The organism is Streptomyces sp. NPDC007205 (assembly GCF_040634095.1).
In the GTDB taxonomy this organism is placed as follows: Bacteria; Actinomycetota; Actinomycetes; order Streptomycetales; family Streptomycetaceae; genus Streptomyces.
This window is the reverse complement of the sequence record NZ_JBEYEW010000059.1, coordinates 1-20,045: the sequence shown is the minus strand read 5'-3', so window position 1 is coordinate 20,045 and position 20,045 is coordinate 1. Positions and strand designations below refer to the sequence as shown.

Genomic DNA, 20,045 nt, shown 5'->3' with positions numbered 1-20,045 from the left:
TTGAGACTTCAGACATCTCGCTCAACAGTCCGAGGGCCTCGCCCGTTACTCGACCGGCCTCGTCACCCGATCGGTGGCCAAATTGAAAAGCCTCCTGCTCGTAGAAACCTTCACCCCCGGGCTGCACGTCGAGCACCCCTGGCTTCCAGCGCTGTTGACAACACTTCTGGTTGCTTTCGCCAACCTGGTGATCAGACACATGGAGAGCCGTAGGAGCCAACGGAGCAGCGACGTATAGGAAGCCTTGGTACGTCAGGTACCTCATCTCGAGCGCACCTTCCGTGACGGGAGGGCCACCGACCTGACACCCGCCCCGGATCCCCACACGCCGCCAAATCGCCCTATCCACCCATCGACCTGGCCGAGATCGTGCGGATCTACGGTTCTGCGGCGCCAGCTCGCCCCGCACTTGCCGCACACGCCGCGGTGCTTGGCGGCCCCTGGAGCAACGTTCACTACCCGCCTGGCCTCCAACGCTGTGCTGTACGGGAGCGAGCCGCCGCCCACCGGCAAGCGCGGCCACCCCCGCTGGAAGGCCGACCGCCTGGGCACCCCGGCCGACCTCGCCAGGGCCCGAGCGGCCCCAGACGCCGACGCAGGCCGAGGCGCCGAATCCGTCCTCGACGGCGAGCTCGTCGCTGTCCTCGACGACGGCTCCGGCGTGGCCTTCGACCGGCTGCAGAGCCGGGCCGGCCGCAGCGGCCCGCGGCGCGGCGCCGACTTCACCGTCCACGTCGCCCTCTCCGACGTCCTCGCCGTCGGCGACATCGACTGGCGGCCTCGTCCGTGCGCTGAGCGCCGCACCTGTGGTCGGCGAACCTCGGGTTCCATGCGCGCTACCAGATCGCCATGCTGGTGGTGGCCAAGGGCGGCGGGGTCCGCGACATCACCGTGGGCGACTGCCTGGAGTTGGGGGAGACCGAGGCCCACGTCTACGTGCACGCCGGTTCGGGCCGGTCGCTGTTCTACAGCTGGCTCAGGGACCTGGGGAACTTCCCCGCCGAGGCACCCACCACCTTGCGCGACGTCAGCCGACACGCCGGTCAGGTGAGCGTCACCGAACTCGTGGACCGGTACCAGCTGAATTGCCGCCCCGTCCGGGACCTGATCGTCGACTACCTCACCGAGCGGCAGCCATCGCTCGACTACAACTCCCTGGAGGATCTTTCTCGCACCCTGGCCCTGCACTTCTGGGCGAACCTAGAGAAGCACCACCCCGGCATCGACTCTCTCCGCCTGGCCCCCGAGGTCGTCGCCGCCTGGAAGGCACGCTGCCGCACCAAGACTTCCGTCCGGCGCCTGCCCGACGGCTCCACCGTCGAGGTCACCAGTCCGCGGACGAACGCGTTCGCTCTGCTCACCACCGTCCGGGCCTTCTACCTGGACCTGGCTCAGTGGGCTCTGGAAGATCCGGGCCTCTGGGGCCCGTGGGTCGCCCCGTGTCCGATCAAGGAAGCAGAGATCTCCCACCGGAAACACATCACCCGGCGCAGGGCCCGCATGGACCAACGCACCCGAGAGCGACTTCCGGTCCTTCCCACCCTGGTCAAGACCGCAGCCGACCAGCTCAAGAATGCTCAGGCCCGGCTCGCCGCCGTCCGCGCGGCGGCACCGGGCACCACGTTCACCGTCCTCGGCGAGACCTACACCAAAGTCAAGGGGACCCGCTACACCGACCACGCAGCGTCGGCCACCGCCTACGACACGGACGGCCGCCGGCACTGCTTCGGTCCGGCCGAGCAGCGGGCCTTCTGGGCCTGGGCGACCGTGGAATTCCTCCGTCACACAGGGGTCCGCATCGAGGAGATGCTGGAGACGAGCCATCACAGCATCACCCAGTACAGGCTTCCGACCACCGGCGAGGTCGTTCCGCTCCTACAGATCGCCCCGTCGAAGACCGACGAGGAGCAGCTCCTGCTGGTGAGTCCAGAGCTCGCCGACATGCTCAGCGCGATGGTCTGCCGAGTACGGGATGCCTCGGGCGCGATTCCTCTGGTCCGTGCCTACGACCCCAACGAACGCGTTTGGAACCCGCCGTTTCCGTTGCTGTTCCAGTGGCGATGGGGTGGACAGAACCGGCCGGTGTCCGTGTCCACGATCCGCAAGGCACTGGACGAGGCCCTACTGGCCTCCGGCCTGACCGACGCGACCGGTCAGCCGTTGCGCTACCAGCCGCACGACTTCCGCAGGATCTTCGTCACCGACGCCGTCATGAGCGGGCTGCCGCCGCACATCGCTCAGGTGATCTGCGGCCACAAGACCATCACCACCACGATGAACTACAAGGCCGTCTATCCGGCGGAGGCGCTCGAAGCGCACCGGGCGTTCATCGCACGCCGCCGAGCCCTGCGGCCGAGCGAGGAATACCGCACCCCTACCAGCGAGGAATGGGACGCCTTCCTGGCCCGCTTCGAGAAGCGCAAGCTCTCCGTCGGTACATGTGCTCGGGCCTTGGCACGAAGTGCGTCCACGAGCACGTCCCGTTGACCGAACTAACTGTGACGAATTCTGGGCCTCGCCCGAGATCAACGGGCCGTAACTGCAAGGGGCTTCTGGCTCCGGCTGGACCTCTTTGGTCACTGCGTGTGGTGGGGCGGACCTGCTTTCATCGCGTGTCGTCGAGTACGCAGGCCAGCGGAGGTACGAATGCCAGAGGACAGCACGACGGTCCGGGACGTGGCGGCCCTGAGGGTGGAGCAGGTCGGCCGCGTGGAGAAGAGCGGTGCCCCGCTGCGGCCGTTCCGGCTCCTGGACTCCGATGGCACCGAGGTGGCGGCGGTCAGTGAGTTTCTGCACCACATGCTCGCCGACGACGCGAGTCCGGCATCGCTGAGGGCCTACGCCTATGAGCTGTTGGCGTGGGTCCGGTTCTTACACGCCGTGGATGTGCCCTGGTATCTAGCGAGCCGGGTCGAGGCCCGCGACTTCGCACTGTGGCTGAAGACCACGAAGAAGCCTCCGCGGCAGCGCCGTTCTGACGCGCCCGCACCGGGCTCGGTGAACCCGATCACGGGGAAGGCCGCGCCCGGCGAGAACTACGCCGCTCGGACCAGGCGGCACGCTCGCGCGGTGATCCGATCGTTCTACGAGTACCACCGCGAGACGCACGGCAGACCGCTGATCAACCCATTCCCTCAGGGCGGTGCCGCCGAGGAGAGAACTCCGAATGCGCATCACAACCCAATGCAGCCGTTCCGGCGCCCCGCCCGCCGGGGCACGTATCAACCCAAGGAGCCCAAGCCGACCCCGCGGATCATTCCGGACCAGGCGTTCAACGACCTGTTCGCCGCATTGAAGTACAACCGGGACAGGGCCCTGATCGCGTTCTACATCTCTACCGGCGCCCGTGCCTCTGAGCTGCTCGGCGTCGAGCAGGGCCTGATCGCGCCCGAGGACCAGACGATCGGCGTCGTGCGCAAGGGCAGCCAGATCCTCCAGCACCTTCCTGCCTCCGCGGACGCCTTCGTGTGGTTGCGGCTCTACCAGCAGGAGCTCCGTGGCATGGCCCCCAAGGGCCCGACGGAGCCGCTGTGGTGGACGCTTCGCCGGCCCTTTCGCCCACTGGAGTACGACGCGGCCCGGATGGTCTTCACCCGCGCCAACCAGCTTCTCGGCGCGAACTGGACCCTGCATGACCTGCGGCACAGCGCAGCCAAGAGGATGGTCCGCGATCCGAGTCTGACCCTCGCCGACGTGCAGTGGGTTCTGGGGCATGCCCACATCAGCACCACGGAGATCTATATCGCTCCCACTCCCGACGAGGTCGTCGCCCGTGTCCTGGCCCACCATGAGCGGCAGCGCACCGAGCAGGCCAAGCCACCGGCCCCGCCGGCGCCCGGCTACCGTCCCGAAGTGCTGGCAGCGCTGTTCGGCACATCGACGGCCAACGGGGACTGCCGGTGAATCCGATGGTGCAAGCCGACGTCGCCAAGGCCGTCGAGTCGCCGGAGGAGGACAAGTCGCTGGAGTGGGAGCCGCGAGCCTGCGAGGCGAGCTGGTGGCAGACCCGTCAGAGCCGGGAGGGCCTGGTCGAACGCCTGCTGGGATTGTTCACCGATCCCACGGCGGGCCTCATCCGCGACAAGACCCGTCGGCGGGGTCTGAGCAAGCTGCTGGACTGGCTCGAAGGCCAGCCTGGAGAGACCTGGCAGGACCGCTGGATGGCCAGCGGGGCGGACGCCGCCGGCTCCGAGTGGACCGATTTGCCCCTGGCTGGACGCGGCGCAATCAAGCGCCACCAGCGCGATGAGCTGGCCACGGGATTGGTGCTCTTGGTCGCTGGGCAGGCGATCCGCCCCAGCTACCCATGGCTGCTTCGGCAACGCCTGACGGTGATGCTCGCCGAGGCTCGGGCCGCCAGCGAGCCCGACGCCTTCCGGCAGCTCGAACAGTCGGCTCAGCACGCGACAATCGCGGCCAGGTCCGACGCCCTGAACAAACTGACCTGGATCGTGATCCGCAAGGGCGGCCTGGTCAGGGACATCACCGTCGGCGACTGCATCGAGCTGACGGCTTCGCTGGAGGAACACCACTTCCGGGGCAGTGCGGGCCGGCCGTTGTTCTACGCCCTGCTCAAGGAGACCGGAGTGCTCCCGGCCAGCGCGCCGTGGCGACTGCGGGCGCTTCGCATCGAAGGCCGTCGCAGCGTCGAGCAGATCGTCGACGGGTACGGCATCGAATGCCGGGCCGTCCGTAATCTGCTGGTCGAGTACCTCACCGAGCGGGCTCCCGAGTTGGACCACGTCTCGCTGCGTTCCATCGCCCGCAACCTGTGCCGCTTGTTCTGGCGAGACCTGGAGATCCACCATCCCGGCATCGACTCGCTGCGACTGGCACCAGAGGTCGCGCAGGCGTGGAAAGAACGCCTGGCCTACATTCGTGACGTCGACGGTCATCCGGTGCGGCCGCGGGTGAACTTCCGCAGCGAGCTGGTGTTCGTCCGGGCGTTCTACCAGGACATCGCCCGCTGGGCGGCACCGTGTCCCATCAAAGCGAGCGAGTGCGCGACGAAGAAGTCCAGGTCCGGCGTCAAGTCCCGGATGGACCAGCGGACCAGGACCCAACTGCCACTGCTGGCCGCGTTGCTTCGCGCCGTCGACCAGCAGCGCAAGGACGCCGAGAACCGAATCACCGCGGCTCGCGCGACGCCAGCCGGAAAGCGGTTCCTTGTCGCCGGGCAGGAGTTCGAGCGCTGCCGATCCGGGCAGGCCAATCGCGTCTACGCCACCGAGGGGACCACCGGCAGGCGGCGGAACCTCACCCACCAGGAGGAAGCGGGATTCTGGTCCTGGGCGACGGTGGAAGTGCTGCGGCACACCGGCATCCGGATCGAGGAGATGCTGGAGCTCACCCACCACAGCTTCATCGCCTACACGCTGCCCACCACCGGCGAGGTGGTGCCGATGCTGCAGGTCGCACCCTCCAAGACCGATGCCGAGCGCCTGCTGCTGGTCTCCCCGGAACTGGCGGAGGTTCTGACGGCGGTCATCTTCCGGGTTCGGGCCGGGCACGCCGCTCTGCCTCTGGTGTCGGCCTACGACGTGTTCGAGCAGACCTGGAGCCCGCCCATGCCGTTCCTGTTCCAACGCAGGTACGGCACCGAGGACCGGCCGCTGACCCGTAGCTACATCCGCGAGTGCCTGGTCGCGACCTCGCAGTCCGCCCAGATCACTGTGGCTGGCAATCCGCTCGAATGGCGCCCCCATGACTTCAGAAGGATCTTCGTGACCGACGCCATCCGCTCTGGGCTGCCCCCGCATATCGCCGCGAAGATCTGCGGCCACGCCGCTTTGGACACGACCATGGGCTATGCCGCGATCTATTCGGAGGACGTGATCTCTCATCATCGGGCCTTCATCGCCCGCCGCAGAACCGAGCGGCCCAGCGAGGAGTACCGCGAGCTCACCGTCACCGAGTGGGACGAGTTCCTGGCCCACTTCGAGCTCCGCAAGGTCGCCCTGGGAACCTGTGGCCGCGACTACGCGACCCCGTGCCAGCATGAGAACGCCTGTGTCAGATGTCCCCTACTTCTCGTGGACCCGGCCCAGATGCCTCGTCTTCAGGAGATCCACGCCAACCTCATCGACCGCCTACAGGAGGCCAAGGACCAGGGCTGGCTCGGCGAGGTCGCCGCCATCGAGACCACCATGGCCGCCGCCGCGCAGAAGCTGGAGGAAATGCGCGACCGTGCAGCGCAGCCCTCCACCGTTCATCTCGGCATGCCCGCCTTTCGCCGCGATGCCGGGCGAAGCAGCGCCGAGTTCATGGACTGATCTCCGACGGGAACCCGCTCTTCGGCTCGCGAAGGGCCGGCCGCTGCCGCTTGGCGAACCTGCTTATCGACTCGGGACGATCAGGTCGAGCCGCTATCGTGCGGAGGTGACCGGTTCTGCACAGCCTCCACTGCTCTTCCTCGATGTCGACGGACCCCTTATTCCCTTCGGAGCGACGCCGCAGCAGTACCCAAACGGCTATCCGACCTATCCGGTCCCAGAACCGCAGGGGGCCAGCGCGAATCCGTTGCTGGCCAGGATCAATCCGGCGCACGGGCCCCGGTTGGCGGCGCTGCCGTGTGATCTGGTTTGGGCCACGACATGGATGGCGGATGCGAATGAACACATAGCTCCGCGGATCGGCCTGCCGCAGTTGGCGGTGGTGATTTGGCCGGAGTCGTTCGACCAAGAAGAGCAGGACGAGCGAGACGGACTGCACTGGAAGACCCGCGCCCTCGTCGACTGGGCTGGCGGACGCTCATTCACATGGGTCGACGACGAGATCACCGACACCGATCGCGCCTGGGTATCCGCGCACCATCCAGGAGATGCTCTGCTCCATCGCGTTGACCCCCGCCTGGGCCTCACCGAATCGGACTTCGTCACCCTCGACGACTGGTTGCGCAGGACTCACCAGGCACCCACGTCGCTCGGCGCGTCTTGAACCTTGCCCAAGTCAGCCCGACCGCGACACGCCGAAGACCTCGAACTTCACAAGACTCTTCATCACCTTCTGTGAGTGGACCGGCGCTCGACGTTCCTGAGAACTGCTTCAAGATCAGTTCGGTTAAGCCTGCATCCGGTGCTCGATGCTCAGGCCGGACCCGAATCAACGCTCACGGCTCGTCGAGATCCGTGACAACCTCATCGCCCGGATCGCTGAGGCCGAGCGGGAAGGCTGGCTGGGCGAGGTGGAAGGTTTGCAGGTCAGCCTTGCCGGTGCCCAGGACAAGCTGGCCCAACTCGATGCCGAAGCAGCCCGCCGATCCGCCGCGGTCAACCTCGGCATGCCGACGTTCACCCGACCCGTGGGCCGATCTCCCATCGGGCCCCCAGATGGGTAACTCACCTCAATGTCAGTGGCATTCGGCAAGATTGTGCGTTATGACGACAGACGCTCGCGGCGACTTCGTTGCCGCGCAGGAACGCATCCGGAAAGCACACATCCCCTGCCATGAGGCGATGCCAGCCATAGATCACGAGGACTACCACCTCGTCACCCGAGCCGCCTGGCAGAAACTGCATGACCTCGGTTCGCCGCTGGATGCTCCTGGAGACCGGCTCTACATTCTCTCCTTCGTGGGGCCAGTCTCCTTCGTCAAGCCTGGTCGAACGCAGCATGTCCTGCGACGAGTCCAAACCCACGAAAAAACGCCCTCGCCCACCGCGCGTTCCTGTTCGATGCCTGGGTCTCGCGTCCCTACCCCACAGCTCGGCGCTGGGAAGAAAAAACGCTCAGTCGGCTGCGAGGGCTCCCCGACGTGGTCAACATCGGGGAGTACTTCTACAACCTAGACCTCGAGACTGCCGTGGGCATCGCGCAAAGCGAGAAGTCGATCTTCTGAGCCTTAGTTCAGAGAACGTCACCCGCACCTTCACGACGTTCTGGTGCACGATCGTGGCCTCGTCCTCCGACAGCTGCCGATCCCACAGGCCCGGGACGGTGCGGCCGGCTGCGGCGACGAACGCGTGAAGCAACTCAGCCGTGCGCAGCGCTGCCAGACCCGCGCAGAGCCGCCGCCCGCGCCGGCCACGTATGTGGGTGCAGCCGGTCGGGCTGGTACGAATGGCATCTCCTGCGGCGGATCAGGCCGCGCCGGCGCGTATGTCGAGGCGGGGAACGACTGCGCCGCCGAAGCCCGCCTTGAAGTCGCTGATCGCCAGGTACTTGTCAGACGGCGCGGGGCGCATGCCGGCGTACAGGCGCTCGCCGACGTCGAAGTACACACAGCCGAGTTGGCGGGCGTGGAAGACACCGCGCCATACCGTGGCGTGGCCCCAGTGGCGCTCCGCGACCCCGGGGGCCAGGGCGCCGATGGCCGAATAGCAGGTGCGGCCGGTGCCCGCGAAGTAGTCGCAGGCCGCGAGGGTGCCGCCGGCGAATCCGAACACGAAGAAGCCCTCGCCGGCACGCACGGCCTCGAGGATCGCGTGCCATGCCGCCGCCGAACGCACCTGCCGTCCGCGGAAGGCGGTGTGCATGCTGCGGAACGCCTCGATGTGCTCGTCCGTAGCCGCCTCGCCCTCGATGACCTCCATCTTCAGCATGGCGGCGGCCTTGCGGTAGTAGCGCCGGTTGGACTTGCTCGATCCCTCCAACAGTTGCGCGACCGATCGGCTCAGATCGAGTATCTGCGCGAACCGCTGCTCCGGGCGGCCGTGGGCCTCCCGGAGCAGCCACTGTGCGAACGGCGAGAGCACACCACCTGCGAGGTGGTCGCGGTACGCGTAGGAGTCGGCTGCAGATTCCTCGTACACCTGCGTGAAGTGACGGTTTAGTAGCCTGCACGCGTTCGCTACTTCCGCAGCGTCGCGCTCAGCGGCGTGCAGGAAGTGGATGGGACGACCGTACGCGGACAGCACCGTGCCGCCGTCGGCGACGGTCTCGACGGTGAGCAGGATGCCCGCGACGGGTTCGCCGCCGAGCAGAACGAGCGCTGAGCGGTCCTCGAAGGAGGACCGGGCGGCGTACAGCCGGGCCGCCTCGAGTTCGCGGCGTGAGTAGCGCGGGTACTGCAGGGGATCACGTTCCCACAGTCGCGCGAGGTGCCTGTCGAACCGGGGGTCGCCCGAGATCAGCAGATCCATTCGCTGCACTCCTAGGTTCCGTCGGTCTCGCCGGCCGTCAGGTCGCCGGAGCGGCTTCGTGCTCAGCGTCACTCGGTCGCCGCACCGATTTCCCGGCCCGGATCGACGCCGCTTCGGCCACCACTCCGGCCACGGTGAAACAGGCACCGAGGGCGAGCCAGCCCGGTATGCCCGCGCGCAGCACGAGGCCGAGCAGGAGCATGGGGCCGAGCACGTCCTTCGCCGTCATACCGAGCCCGAAGAAGGCGAGCGAGGCACCCTGGTCCTCGTCCCCGCAGATCCCGAACGTCACGGTCCAGCTCGCGGCGGTCTGCACCATCTCGGCCAGGCTGACGGCCGCAACTCCGGCCAGCAGCACCGCGACGGTCACCGCCGTATTCGTACCCCTGCTTGCGACCGCCATCAGGACGCAGCCCGCGAGCAGCAGCACTCCCGCCCAGCGCAGGCCCTTGGCCGCCGCGGCATACCGCGTCACCCGCGCCGCCACGCCGATCTGACCGATCGCGGTGATGACCATGTTCGCGCCGAGGCACACGGCTACCGTCCAGCGCGGCGTGTGCGTCTCGCCGACGATCCACAGCGGCAGCAGCAAGCTCGTGACCACCATGTTCAGCAGCAGCACTGTGTTGGACGCCATGATCGCGACGTATGACGGAGTGCGCCACGGGGTGCGCCGGAGCTCTCGAGGCCGCGCGGAGGCGCGGCCCGCGTCGCCGGAGGCCGGAGCGACCAGGCGGCGCAGCCGAGCCTGGAGCGGAACGGTGAGCAGGAACGACATCCCGTTTGCGGCCACGAGCGCGCGCAACGCGTCCGGAGTACCGATGGCGACGGCCAGGCCGGCCAGGCCGACGCCCAGCGAGTAGCCGATGTTGCGGACGCTCTGGATGAGGGCCAGCGCCCTGGTCCGCTCGACCCCGGCGAAGACCTGCCCGGCCACCGCCTGGTTCACGGGCGGCGCCGCCCGGTCGACGACCGCCAGCAGGCTCGCGGCGATGAGGAACGGGCCGAACCCGTGCACGAGCAGGTACGAGAGGTACCCGATTCCTCGCAGCAGGTTGAGCACCATGAAGGTGGGGATGGGGCCGTAGCGGTCGGACAGCCGCCCCACCGGCATCATCGTGCCCAGCCCGACGAGGGTCGAGAGCGAGAGTGCGAACCCGGCCTGCGCCGCGGTGAGCCCGACGACACGGGTGAAGAACAGGGCCGCACCGGTGAGGAAGGCTCCCGATCCGGTCGACCCGATCAGCGCGCTCACGGCGAGCGGGCGCACGCCGGGCCTGGAGGCCGACGTGGCACGCCTGAGCCGGGCGACGGGCCCGGGCCCGCGCATCCCGTCCCGCTCAGCCGAGGACATCGGCGAGGCGGGCTGCGACTATGGGCAATTCCTCCGCGAGCAGGCTCACCGGGTTCACGGTGAGGTGGTCGCGGCTGTCGTCGCCGGGAACGAAGACGCGCGGCTCGCCGGCGAGCAGCTCGGCGGAGACCGCCGAGGCGCTGCGCCCACAGTGTGTCGCCACGTCCTCGATGACGAGCATGGGAACATGGAACAGATGCTCGTCGTGCCGGATCTCCACGCGGCCCGGGTAGCTGCCGCGCAGGCTCGCCGCCATCGGCTCGAGCATCCGACGCCAACGCTCCAGCTGCGCCGACTCGTCCCGGGAGACGAAGCGCCGCAGTGCGACGTACAGCCCGATCATGTCCTCCTTCGAAACCTTGAACGGCCGTCCGATGCCCTGCTGCGGGCTGTTGTTGGCGACGGCCGCGGCGATCAGATCGGCCCGCCCGTAGAGCAGCCCCGTGTTCTGCGGTCCGCCGATCACCTTGCCCCCGCTCACCGTCACCAGGTCGGCGCCCTCCTCCACGTAGCGGCGGAGGTTGGCGCGCGGCGGCAGCATGGCCGCGATGTCGGCGATGACGGGCACGCCGAGCCGCCGTGCCTCGCGGCACACCTCGCGCAGGCCCGGGCCGACCTGGCGGATCCCCGGGCCCTCCAGCCACGCGATCGCCGCGGTGCGCTCGGTGACGGCGGAGAAGATCTCCCAGCCGTGACACTCGTTCATCGTGCCGACTTCAATGATCCTCGCACCCGCACGGCGGTACAGATGCGTGTAGCGGCCGACGTGGGTGCGCATGATGATGAGCTCGTCGGGCATGCCGGTGGTGTCGGGGAGCCGGGCGATGCGGGCCTTGTCGGTGCCCGTCATGCAGGCGGCCATGGACAGCACGCAGGCGCCCGCTGCGCCGCTGGTGACAGTGCCCGCCTCGGCTCCGGTGATCTGTGCAATGTAGGTTCCTGTGGCCTTGGCGAGCTCGGCCACCGGAACGAACACATCGCATGCGGACCACATGGCATTGCGTACCTCGACGTCGATCCTGGTGCCGCCCATCGTGGTCTTGGTACCGCCCGCATGGATGATCGGCCGCAGGCCCAGTTCCTCGACGAGGCCGATCGCGAGCTCGCCGGGCCGGGTGGTGGCCGGCTGCGCGGGGCCGTTGTTCCGGGATGTGACAGTCATCGCTGGATCCCTCTCAGACCTGGTTGAGCCGGTTGAGCGCGCCGACGATCAGAGATGCCTGTCGGCAGGTGAGCCGCGCGAACTCGTCACCGACGACGACGCGGGGATCTGCCGGCGCCTCAGGCCCTCCGGTGAGGCTGCGCCTGCCGTTGAACTGTCCGCGGTAGAACGCGGACAGTTGCTCACCGCGTGTCTCGTACCACTGCTCCACGGTCCGCTCGATGAGTTCGGCCTGACGGAAGATGTTGCTCTCGCCCCCGGCCGCCACGCGCACCGTGCGGCACAGGTCGTCGACGAGTTCGACGTCGACCAGGTTCGGCCGGCGGGGCAGCAGCGCGAACAGCACCGCGGGGGCGACCAGGAACAGGGCCGGCAGTGCCTGGCCGACGTCGTGTGCGTGCTCGAAGAAGGGCCGGGTCCGCCGGGGGTATTCGCTGCCCTCGAAGTAGCCCTTCTTCCGCGGCGGGAAGCCGGCCATGCCGATCGCGCCCCAGTGCAGGTGTTCGTCGAAGCCCGCCGGAGTGGAGCCGGGGGCCGCGTGCACCCTGGCCTGGACCATGAGAATGGTCAGGAACATGTTGGACAGCACGGGGACCACCTGTTCGCGGAACCCCTCGCCCGTGACGTGCCGCTGCCGCGCCTGCGGGTCGTTGAGAGTGCTGAACGGCAGCAGGGTCAGCTCGACCAGCTCGGGCAGGCTGACCTCCCCCGCGCCCTCACGTCCGTCGCCGATCGCATAGCCGGACTTGGTGCACCGCACTCCCCCCTCACGGGGTGCGCCGTCGGTTCCCACGAGTCCCGCGAAGAGTGAGGAGGTAAGCGTGTTGCGCCGCTTGGCGTCCCGGCGGGCGGCCTCCAGGTCGGTCGTCATCAGCGTACGAAGACGGTCACCCTCTGCAAACAGCCGACGGGAGACGTAGTCCAGGGGCATCTTGAGCCCGGTGTTGCGGCGGCGGTGCAGATCGCTGAGCAACTCGACCCGCCCGTCCGTGTCGGTCAGCACGAACGGGCTGAACCAGCTGCGCGTGCGCGAAGCGCTGTGCAGGCCGGCGGAGTCCCTTACCAGCAGTGGCAGCTGGCTCGCCTTGCCGTCCTGCACGGTGGAGCCCGGCAGGTAGATGGTGTCGCCCTGATCCATCGCCTCGGTCTCCGTGCTGGTGGTGTCGAACAGCAGTGGGGAGCCGACGCCGAACTCGGAACAGATCGTGGTGTTGTAGTCGAGCAGACCAGAACGGCCGAGGCTGATGTCGGTCCAATCGCCGAGGTGGCCGGTGCGCGGTGGAGCGTGATCCCCTGCGGACCGGATGATGGAGACCAGGTCTGCGAGCACGATGTCGCACTTGCCGAGATGGGCCCAGTCGAGTATCCGCCTGCCCGACTCCAGGCCGGCGATCGCCGACCGCAGTTCGGCGCCGCCAGCTCCGTCTCCGATCGCCTCGGCGATCGCGCGACCCAGGCCGATGTCGTTGTGCGGGGTCATGCGGACAGCTCCGTTCCGATGGGGTGGTTCAGAAGGTTGAGCAGGTGAGGCAGCGAGCCGCCGGCGAGCAGGACCGTCCACTCGCCCTCCGAGTGCACGTCGGCCCGCGCGGTCAGGGTGAGGCCGCCACCGGCGTGCACCTCGACGGCACCCGTCTCGCGCAGTCGGTTGAGTCCGTGCAGGGCGAACTCCTCATGGCCGGTCAGGCCGAGCTCGGCCCAGGAACGGCCGTCGGGAAGCAGCAGCGGCAGGATGCCCATGGCACACAGGTTGACCCGGTGTATGCGCTCGAAGCTCTGGGCGAGGACCGCGCGTACGCCGAGCAGCCATGGGCCCTTCGCCGCCCAGTCGCGGGAGGAGCCGGTTCCGTAGTTGCGTCCGGCGAGCACGATGAGCGGGGTGCCGTTCTCGCGGTAGCGTCGTGCCGCCTCGTGGATCGGTACGCGTTCGCCGGAGGGAAGGTGGAGCGTCTCACCGCGGCCATCGCCCTCGGCCAGCAAGTGGTTTCGCAGCCGCGGATTGGCGAAGGCGCCGCGGGCCATGACTTCGTGGTTGCCGCGGCGGGACCCGTACGAATCGAGTTCTTCGACGCCCCGCTCGCGGAGCCACCGGCCTGCGGGCGATTCAGGCGGTATCGGGCTGACCGGCGAAATATGGTCGGTGCTGACGTCGTCGCCGAGGGCGACGAGCACGCGCGCGCCGTCGAGATCGGTGAGCAAACGTCCGTCCAGGTAGGGCGGCGGCCTGAGGTAGGTCGACCGCGCGTTCCACGGGTACCGCTCCCCCGCGGGCGTTTCGATCCTCTGCCAGTCCTCCGTGGCCTCGAGCGGCGCCGTGAAGATCTCCGAGCTGATGTGGGCCGATGCGAAGGCCGCGATCTCCTCGTCGCTCGGCCAGATCTCGTGCAGCAGGACCGGCTGGCCGTGGCTTCCCATGCCGAGCGGATCAACCTCGAGATCGGCGCGCGCGTTACCGGCCAAGGCCAGCGCGACGACGAGCGCGGGCGAGGCGAGATAGCCGGCCCGCACTTGCGGATGCACGCGGTTGGCAAAGTTGCGGTTGCCGCTGAGCACCGCGCACACCTCGAGTCCCGCTTCGTCGATGTCCGCGGCGATGTCCGGCGCGAGCTTGCCGCTGCCGCCGTTGCAGGTCATGCAGCCGTAGCCGGCCACATGGAAACCGAGCGCTTCGAGGTCGGTGAGCAGCCCGGCCGCCTCCAGATACGCCGTGACCGCCCGTGAGCCCGGCGACAGGCTGGTCTTGACGTGTCCTGGCACGCGCAAGCCTCGTTCGACCGCGTTTCGCGCGAGCAGTCCGGCCGCCAGCATCGAGCGCGGGTTCGAAGTGTTCGTACACGAAGTGAGGGAGGCGATGACCACGTCGCCGTCCCGCAGCCCGTTCGCACCCCGGCGTATCGTCTGTCGCAGTTGGCTGAAGGACTTCGGCAGCTCGCCGAGGGCGATGCGCTCGTCCGGGCGGTTCGGCCCGGCGAGGCAGGGCCGAACCTCGGAGAGGTCGAATTCGATGACTCGGCGGAAGACAGGCTCCGTCGTACGCAGCAGCCGCTGGTGGGCGCAGTAGTCGGCCACCCGTTGGATCGCCTCGTCGCTGCGCCCGGTCGCGCGCAGGTATTCCAGTGTGTTCCCGTCGACCGGGAAGTACGCGGCGGTCGCACCGTACTCGGGGGCCATGTTCGCGATCGTGCACCGGTCCGGAGCGGTCAGGGTGTCGAGCGCCGGTCCGCTGAACTCGGCGATTGCGCCGCCCACGTCGCTCGCTCGAAGCCGCTGGGTCAGGGTGAGCGCGATGTCCGCCGCCGAGACCCCGGCGCGCACGCGGCCGCCCAGCCGGACCCCGACGATGCGCGGCACCCTCATCGTCTGCGGCAGCCCCATGATCACGGATTCGGCCTCAAGGCCGCCCACGCCCCATCCCAGGATGCCGAGGCCGTTGGCCATTGTGGTGTGGCTGTCGGTACCTACGAGAGTGTCGGGGAACGCGACACCGTCCGGGCCGACACTGACCACGGTGGCCAGCCGCTCCAGGTTGACCTGATGGACGATGCCCCTGCCGGGCGGCACGACCTTCAGCCCTTGGAATGCCTGAGACGCCCACTTCAGGAACCCGTAGCGCTCCGCCCCGCGCCGGACTGCCGCCGCCTCGTTGAGCAGCGCGGCGTCCGGCCGCCCGGTGACGTCGGCGCGGACGGAGTGGTCGACGACGACGTGCACCGGGACGGCGAAGTCGACCCGGCTGGGCGGCGTGACCCGGTCGCGCAGCGCTGCGACGTCGACCAGCAGCGGCACCGCCGTGTAGTCCTGCATCACCACGCGCACCGGCCGGAAGGCCATCTCGGCCTCGGCGTCCTCGCCGCGGGCCCAGGCCCGGCCGAGGGCTGCCGCCGTGCCGGGCTCCGCGTGCCGCAGCAGCGACTCCATCAGGATTTTGCCACTGTAGGGCACGGCGTCGAGGTCGAAGCCCTCCGCCTCGGCGAATCCGGGCAGTGAGTAGAGCTCTGTCGGACGGCCGGCGAGGGGGATCCTGGTGATCACGAGACCGCCTTCGGGTACGGCAGCCCGTGCGGGCCGGTGTACTCGAGCAGGGGCCTGATGAGCACGTTGTTCTCATGCTGTTCCAGGGCTTGGGCGACCCAGCCGGCGGTGCGGCCGGCGACGAACATCGGCACCGCCAGATCCTTCGGCAGACCGATCAGCCGGTAGGCCAGCCCCGCGTACAGGTCGACGTTCGGCGCCACGCCGAGCCGTGTGTAGTGGCTCATCTCCGCGGAGATCGCGTCGGCCACGCGCAGTCCGAGGAAGTCCTCGTGTTCCCGGCTGAGTTCCTCGACGCTTGCCCGCAGATGGCGCACCCGCGGGTCCTCGGTGCGGTAGACGCGGTGGCCGAAGCCCATGACGGGCTGGTTGAGCGCACGCAGTCGGCGCACGTGCTCCGCGGCGTGCTCGGGCCTCCCGACCGCATCGATCTGGTCCAGGACGCGCTCCGCGGCACCACCATGGACTGAGCCGGAGAACGCGGCGATCGCGGAGGTGATGGCGGCGGTCATGCCGGCCCGGCAACTGACGGAGATCCGCGCGGAGAAGGCGGAGGCGTTGGCGCTGTGATCGGCGTGCACGATCAGGCTGCGGTTGATGAACTCCACCGTCGCGGGGCTGGGGCTTTCGCCGAGCAGCATGGTGAGGAACGCCTCAGCGTGCGAGCCGCCCTCCGGTGGTTCGACCGCGTCCCGGCCGCTGCGCGCTGCATGGTGCGCCGCGATCAGCGTCGGCACCTGGGCCAGGAGCCTCGTTCCGGTGTTCCGGGCGGCCTCGAAGGACTCGTCCTGGTCCGATGGCTCTGACTCGAAGGCGCCCAGTGCCGAGACGCAGGTGCGCAGCGCGTCGACGGGCTTGGCGTCACGCAGCGCGTAGACGAGTTCGAGGACACGGTCGGGCAGCCTGCGCTGCGATGCGAGTTCCTTCTCGAAGGCGCGCAGGTTCTCGTGGTCGGGCAGCCGCCCGCGGATCAGCAGATGTGCGACCTCTTCGAAGCGGGAGCGGGCCGCCAGGTCGTGGATAGAGTATCCGCGGTATTCGAGCACTCCCTCGGCGCCGCCGATGTAGGTGACAGCGCTGCGGTCGAACACGATCCCCTCGAGGCCCCGATGCACCGTGACCGGCACGGGTGCGGGTTCCGACTGTGGCGGCCGTGGCTGCGTAGTCTGAGCGGATCCGGACACCTCTGCGGCGTAGCTACGCAGCGCGGCGACGCTGCGCAGTTCGAGCATCGTCTCGTCTGTCACGTCCCAGCCGAACTCGTTCTCCAGCGCCACCATGAGCGTGACGTGGCCGAGCGAATCCCATTGCCGGACGGACTGGTATCCGAGTTCGTCGTCGACGTCCTCGACGGGGATGTTCAGGACGCGTGCGATGACTTCATCGAGCGTGGACAACACGGCATCCTTCGCTTGAGGAGATCAGGGACCGGCGCAGGGCGTTGCGGTCGATCTTGCCGCTGCTGCTGCGGGGCATGTCTTCGAGCGCATGGATGGACCGGGGAATCATGTACGCTGGCAGCCTTCCGCTGACCGACGCGAGCAGCTCCTGGGTGCGGCCGCCGGAGACGAAGGCGACGATCTCCTCCCGCTCCGGGTGCACAAGGCAGACGGCCTCCACGCTGCCCGCGCTGCGCAGCGCGGCCTCGACCTCGCCGAGCTCGATCCGGTAGCCGCCCACTTTCACTTGCTGGTCGTTGCGGCCGAGGAAGAGCAGGTCGGCATCGGGACCGTCGGCGGCGCGGACAGCCCGGACCATGTCACCGGTCCGGTAGTAGGTGAGGCCGTCCCGTTCGAGGCAGCGCTCGGCGGTCAGCTCCGGCGCCCGCCAGTATCCGGCGAAGCGCTGCGGGCCGGCCAGGCACAGCTCGCCGGACTCGCCGGCGGCGACCGACTCCAGCCGCTCGTCGACAATGAGCGGGATCATCCCGGGGTACGGTCGGCCGATCGGCACGAGGTCGTTGTGACACTCCTGCGGGCTGCTCGCGGGATCCCACCGGTACGCGCTGCAGGCGATGGTCAGCTCGGTCGGTCCGTAGAGGTTCTCCACGATCGAGCTCGGCGCCGCGGCCTGCCATGCCTCCGCAATGCGCTGTGGCAGCGCCTCCCCGCAGAACAGGCTCCAGCGCAGCGTCGGCATCCGGCCCGGCCGCAGCGACCCGCGCTTCAGGAGCACCGCCGCCGCCGACGGGACACTGAACCAGACCGTCACCCTGTTGCGCCCGAGGAAGTCGTAGGGCGAGAGCAGCTCGATCGGCTCGATCGCGCACACCCGCGCACCGTTGTCCCAGGCCATGAAGAGGTCGAAGACGGACAGGTCGAAGGTCTGGTCGAAGGTCTGGGTGAGCCGGTCCGAAGCGGTCAGGCGGTAGCGATCCTGGTTCACGTCCAAGAACGCGCGCACGTTGCCGTGCGAGATCGGCACCCCCTTGGGTACTCCGGTGCTGCCCGAGGTGAACAGCAGGTACGCCATGTCGCACGGATCAGTCCGAGGGAGCTCGTCAGTCGGCGCGAAACGCTCCAGATCGGGACGCAGCAGAACCGGCCGGACGCTGTGCTCCGGCAGGCTCAGCGTCTCGGTGTCGGGTAACAGGACAGCGGGATCGCGCGCGAGACCATCGAGCAGCCCGGGCAGCGCGGCCGCGTCCGCCGCGTCCACGATCAAGGCGTCGACCTGTGCCCGCTCCAGCATCGCCCGGTTGCGAGCGACCGGGAAACGCGGATTGAGCGGCACGAACGCGGCGCCGGCTAAGAGCGCGGCGAGCACAGCCGTGTACGAGGTGTGGCTGCGGTAGCCGAGCACGGCCACGCGAGACGGCCGGCCGCCTTCCGCTTCCCGCAGCGCGCCAGCCCATCGGCGCGCGGTCTCGCCGACTTCGGCGTAGGTGTATTCCCGGCCACCGACGCTCAGGGCTACGAAGTCCGGATGGGTCGCCTCGTGTTTCAGAAAGCCGGAATGCAGAGAGCGCGGGTAGTGAATTGTAGGTGGCGTCGCCACATGTCGCCCCTTTCCGTGGGCATGAAGTCGCGCGGTGTCCATTCACGGGGCGATGGGCCTGCTGTCCAGCCCGGCCGGGTGAAACGGAGCGAAATAGTCCGGCAAATCGCCTTGGCTGTCTGGGGAATGTCGAACGCCCCTGAATCAGGTCGAAGCCATACAACACTTCCACAGTCGCAGCCCACAAGAGGTAGATACCCGGCATACCCCGACCACGCGGGGTGGGCCCCTCCCCCGTCGGGGCGCACCCCGCTCCCCGGCATCGCACCGGACGGACAGCGCCGCCAACATCGTCACCAGCTACGACGAGGTCGGCGGCCGTACTTTCCCACCGGTCGAAGGAACAGATGGCCGTGGCTCCGCGGCCCGACAAGCAACGCCACGGCCGGAGGGAGGTCCAGGCGAGGCGAAACGGCGTGAGCAGGCCGTACAGCGGCTCTCACAGGGCTCATGCACGGCTCAACGACCGACCACGCCCGAGGAACGACGCCTAAAGATCCCTGTGCCTGCGTCCGTCGCACAAGGTCCAGTCGCCGGACTGCGACTTGGGAATGTTGCAAGTGACATGGCGCGCGGCGCCGGTGACCGCGTTCACGCCGGTGATGAAGACATCGCCTTTGAACCAGTACCCGGCCACGCCGTACCAGCCGCTGCCGGGCGTGCTGAACCAGGGGGTGCAGGCGTATGTGTCGTTCTGGTTGTAGCCGCAGACCCGAGCCTTGTCCGAGTGCCAGGTGGAAACGGCGACCTGCTGGCCGTTGGTGCCGGCCTGGGCGGGAGTGGCCATGACGGCTCCGCCGAGGCCTACCGCAGTCGCAACGACAGCGGCTGCAAGGTTCCTACGTACGTTCACGGTTGGGTCTCCTGCTCTTTACGTTGGTGGATACGACCTTGACTGCCATGGGATGGGGAGTGCCGGCGCCCCCACGACGCTGTGGGGCACCGACCACGCAACAGGTTTCCGGGTCGGGGTGTTGTTGCGCACCCTCGGTCCATGGCATGAAACAAAAAGAGATGCCGCCGCCACCGGCCGTCGGCTGAGGGCGGATCACTCGTGGGCAAGCCGCCCCCTGAGCCGGGGCAAGCTCTGCCGCTCGGGGTGGGCAAGCCTGTCCCGGCAGTGCGAATTGGCACTCATCGAAGTATTCGGTGCGGCTGCTGCCGACCGAGCCGCCGTGTCCGAGCCCGCAGCCGTGCCCTGGCTGCGGGCCGTCGGCATTACCGCGGTCGAGATGGAGGGCGTGTTGTCTGTGGACATGGTCGCCAGGGCCGAACTGCGTGGCCTGGCCACCCGGCCGAACCAGATGCACGCCCGATACGCACCTGCCTCGCAGACAGGAGGAGCAGGGTTCCACTGCTGAGTCTGCGGGCAGGTGCATGACTCACGTACCCTGCGGTGCGTCCGATAAGCCCGATCCCT

General features: G+C 68.5%; 15 protein-coding genes and 1 pseudogene. 6 read left to right on the top strand and 10 right to left on the bottom strand.

Annotated elements, in window-relative coordinates; translation table 11 throughout:
* Positions 1 to 199: hypothetical protein (locus tag ABZ624_RS39245; protein WP_360099770.1), on the bottom strand; the 199-nt coding region annotated here is incomplete at its 3' end.
* 650 nt (positions 200 to 849) lie between these two features.
* On the opposite strand from ABZ624_RS39245, the gene ABZ624_RS39240 reads away from it, so the two are divergent.
* The 5 genes from ABZ624_RS39240 (at position 850) to ABZ624_RS39220 (ending at position 7,336) form a co-directional block, all read left to right on the top strand.
* A complete protein-coding gene (locus ABZ624_RS39240; protein ID WP_360099768.1) occupies positions 850 to 2,487 on the top strand; it encodes a site-specific integrase in 1,638 nt (545 codons plus the stop codon).
* A gap of 159 nt (positions 2,488 to 2,646) precedes the next feature.
* On the top strand, positions 2,647 to 3,903 hold the full coding sequence (locus ABZ624_RS39235) for a tyrosine-type recombinase/integrase (protein WP_360099766.1): 1,257 nt from the start codon (positions 2,647 to 2,649) through the stop codon (positions 3,901 to 3,903).
* Between the two features lie 5 nt (positions 3,904 to 3,908).
* Positions 3,909 to 6,272 (top strand): site-specific integrase, encoded by a 2,364-nt coding sequence (locus ABZ624_RS39230; RefSeq protein ID WP_360099764.1) that lies wholly within the window; start codon positions 3,909 to 3,911, stop codon positions 6,270 to 6,272.
* Positions 6,273 to 6,378: 106 nt separating this feature from the next.
* Positions 6,379 to 6,936 carry an HAD domain-containing protein gene (locus ABZ624_RS39225; RefSeq protein WP_360099762.1) on the top strand — a complete coding sequence of 186 codons (558 nt, stop codon included), beginning with the start codon at positions 6,379 to 6,381 and terminating at the stop codon, positions 6,934 to 6,936.
* Positions 6,937 to 7,081: 145 nt separating this feature from the next.
* Positions 7,082 to 7,336 carry a hypothetical protein gene (locus tag ABZ624_RS39220; protein ID WP_360099760.1) on the top strand — a complete coding sequence of 85 codons (255 nt, stop codon included), beginning with the start codon at positions 7,082 to 7,084 and terminating at the stop codon, positions 7,334 to 7,336.
* 517 nt (positions 7,337 to 7,853) lie between these two features.
* On the opposite strand, the pseudogene ABZ624_RS39215 reads toward ABZ624_RS39220, so the two are convergent.
* From ABZ624_RS39215 to ABZ624_RS39175, 9 genes and pseudogenes are all read right to left on the bottom strand, one after another.
* Positions 7,854 to 7,964: pseudogene (locus tag ABZ624_RS39215) on the bottom strand (DUF6192 family protein); the annotation flags it as partial.
* A 114-nt stretch (positions 7,965 to 8,078) separates the two neighbouring features.
* Positions 8,079 to 9,080, bottom strand: coding sequence for a GNAT family N-acetyltransferase (locus ABZ624_RS39210; RefSeq protein WP_360099758.1), 1,002 nt, complete (start codon positions 9,078 to 9,080; stop codon positions 8,079 to 8,081).
* A 37-nt stretch (positions 9,081 to 9,117) separates the two neighbouring features.
* On the bottom strand, positions 9,118 to 10,434 hold the full coding sequence (locus ABZ624_RS39205; protein WP_360099756.1) for an MFS transporter: 1,317 nt from the start codon (positions 10,432 to 10,434) through the stop codon (positions 9,118 to 9,120).
* On the bottom strand, positions 10,421 to 11,596 hold the full coding sequence (locus ABZ624_RS39200) for a hypothetical protein (RefSeq protein WP_360099754.1): 1,176 nt from the start codon (positions 11,594 to 11,596) through the stop codon (positions 10,421 to 10,423). The genes ABZ624_RS39205 and ABZ624_RS39200 overlap by 14 nt, the downstream gene beginning before the upstream one ends.
* Before the next feature lie 13 nt (positions 11,597 to 11,609).
* Positions 11,610 to 13,076 carry a DUF6025 family protein gene (locus ABZ624_RS39195; RefSeq protein WP_360099752.1) on the bottom strand — a complete coding sequence of 489 codons (1,467 nt, stop codon included), beginning with the start codon at positions 13,074 to 13,076 and terminating at the stop codon, positions 11,610 to 11,612.
* Positions 13,073 to 15,628 carry an aconitate hydratase AcnA gene (gene acnA / locus ABZ624_RS39190; protein ID WP_360099750.1) on the bottom strand — a complete coding sequence of 852 codons (2,556 nt, stop codon included), beginning with the start codon at positions 15,626 to 15,628 and terminating at the stop codon, positions 13,073 to 13,075. The genes ABZ624_RS39195 and acnA overlap by 4 nt, the downstream gene beginning before the upstream one ends.
* Positions 15,625 to 17,025, bottom strand: a complete 1,401-nt coding sequence (locus tag ABZ624_RS39185) for a citrate/2-methylcitrate synthase (protein ID WP_360099748.1) — start codon at positions 17,023 to 17,025, stop codon at positions 15,625 to 15,627. The genes acnA and ABZ624_RS39185 overlap by 4 nt, the downstream gene beginning before the upstream one ends.
* Positions 17,009 to 18,625 (bottom strand): amino acid adenylation domain-containing protein, encoded by a 1,617-nt coding sequence (locus ABZ624_RS39180; RefSeq protein ID WP_360099746.1) that lies wholly within the window; start codon positions 18,623 to 18,625, stop codon positions 17,009 to 17,011. The genes ABZ624_RS39185 and ABZ624_RS39180 overlap by 17 nt, the downstream gene beginning before the upstream one ends.
* 490 nt (positions 18,626 to 19,115) lie before the next feature.
* Positions 19,116 to 19,412: a hypothetical protein gene (locus tag ABZ624_RS39175; protein WP_360099744.1), complete on the bottom strand. Its 297-nt coding sequence runs from the start codon at positions 19,410 to 19,412 to the stop codon at positions 19,116 to 19,118.
* A gap of 388 nt (positions 19,413 to 19,800) precedes the next feature.
* On the opposite strand from ABZ624_RS39175, the gene ABZ624_RS39170 reads away from it, so the two are divergent.
* Entirely contained in the window at positions 19,801 to 19,986 is a 186-nt protein-coding gene (locus ABZ624_RS39170; protein WP_360099742.1) for a hypothetical protein, read from the top strand.
* The last annotated feature ends 59 nt before the right edge of the window (positions 19,987 to 20,045 follow it).

What these genes read in the sequence shown, in the direction of transcription:
- ABZ624_RS39240 (WP_360099768.1), top strand. Translation starts at nt 850, where the DNA reads ATGCTGGTGGTGGCCAAGGGCGGCGGGGTCCGCGACATCACCGTGGGC.
- ABZ624_RS39235 (WP_360099766.1), top strand. Translation starts at nt 2,647, where the DNA reads ATGCCAGAGGACAGCACGACGGTCCGGGACGTGGCGGCCCTGAGGGTG.
- ABZ624_RS39230 (WP_360099764.1), top strand. Translation starts at nt 3,909, where the DNA reads ATGGTGCAAGCCGACGTCGCCAAGGCCGTCGAGTCGCCGGAGGAGGAC.
- ABZ624_RS39220 (WP_360099760.1), top strand. Translation starts at nt 7,082, where the DNA reads ATGCTCAGGCCGGACCCGAATCAACGCTCACGGCTCGTCGAGATCCGT.
- ABZ624_RS39210 (WP_360099758.1), bottom strand. Translation starts at nt 9,080, where the DNA reads ATGGATCTGCTGATCTCGGGCGACCCCCGGTTCGACAGGCACCTCGCG.
- ABZ624_RS39205 (WP_360099756.1), bottom strand. Translation starts at nt 10,434, where the DNA reads ATGTCCTCGGCTGAGCGGGACGGGATGCGCGGGCCCGGGCCCGTCGCC.
- ABZ624_RS39200 (WP_360099754.1), bottom strand. Translation starts at nt 11,596, where the DNA reads ATGACTGTCACATCCCGGAACAACGGCCCCGCGCAGCCGGCCACCACC.
- ABZ624_RS39195 (WP_360099752.1), bottom strand. Translation starts at nt 13,076, where the DNA reads ATGACCCCGCACAACGACATCGGCCTGGGTCGCGCGATCGCCGAGGCG.
- ABZ624_RS39175 (WP_360099744.1), bottom strand. Translation starts at nt 19,412, where the DNA reads ATGGCCACTCCCGCCCAGGCCGGCACCAACGGCCAGCAGGTCGCCGTT.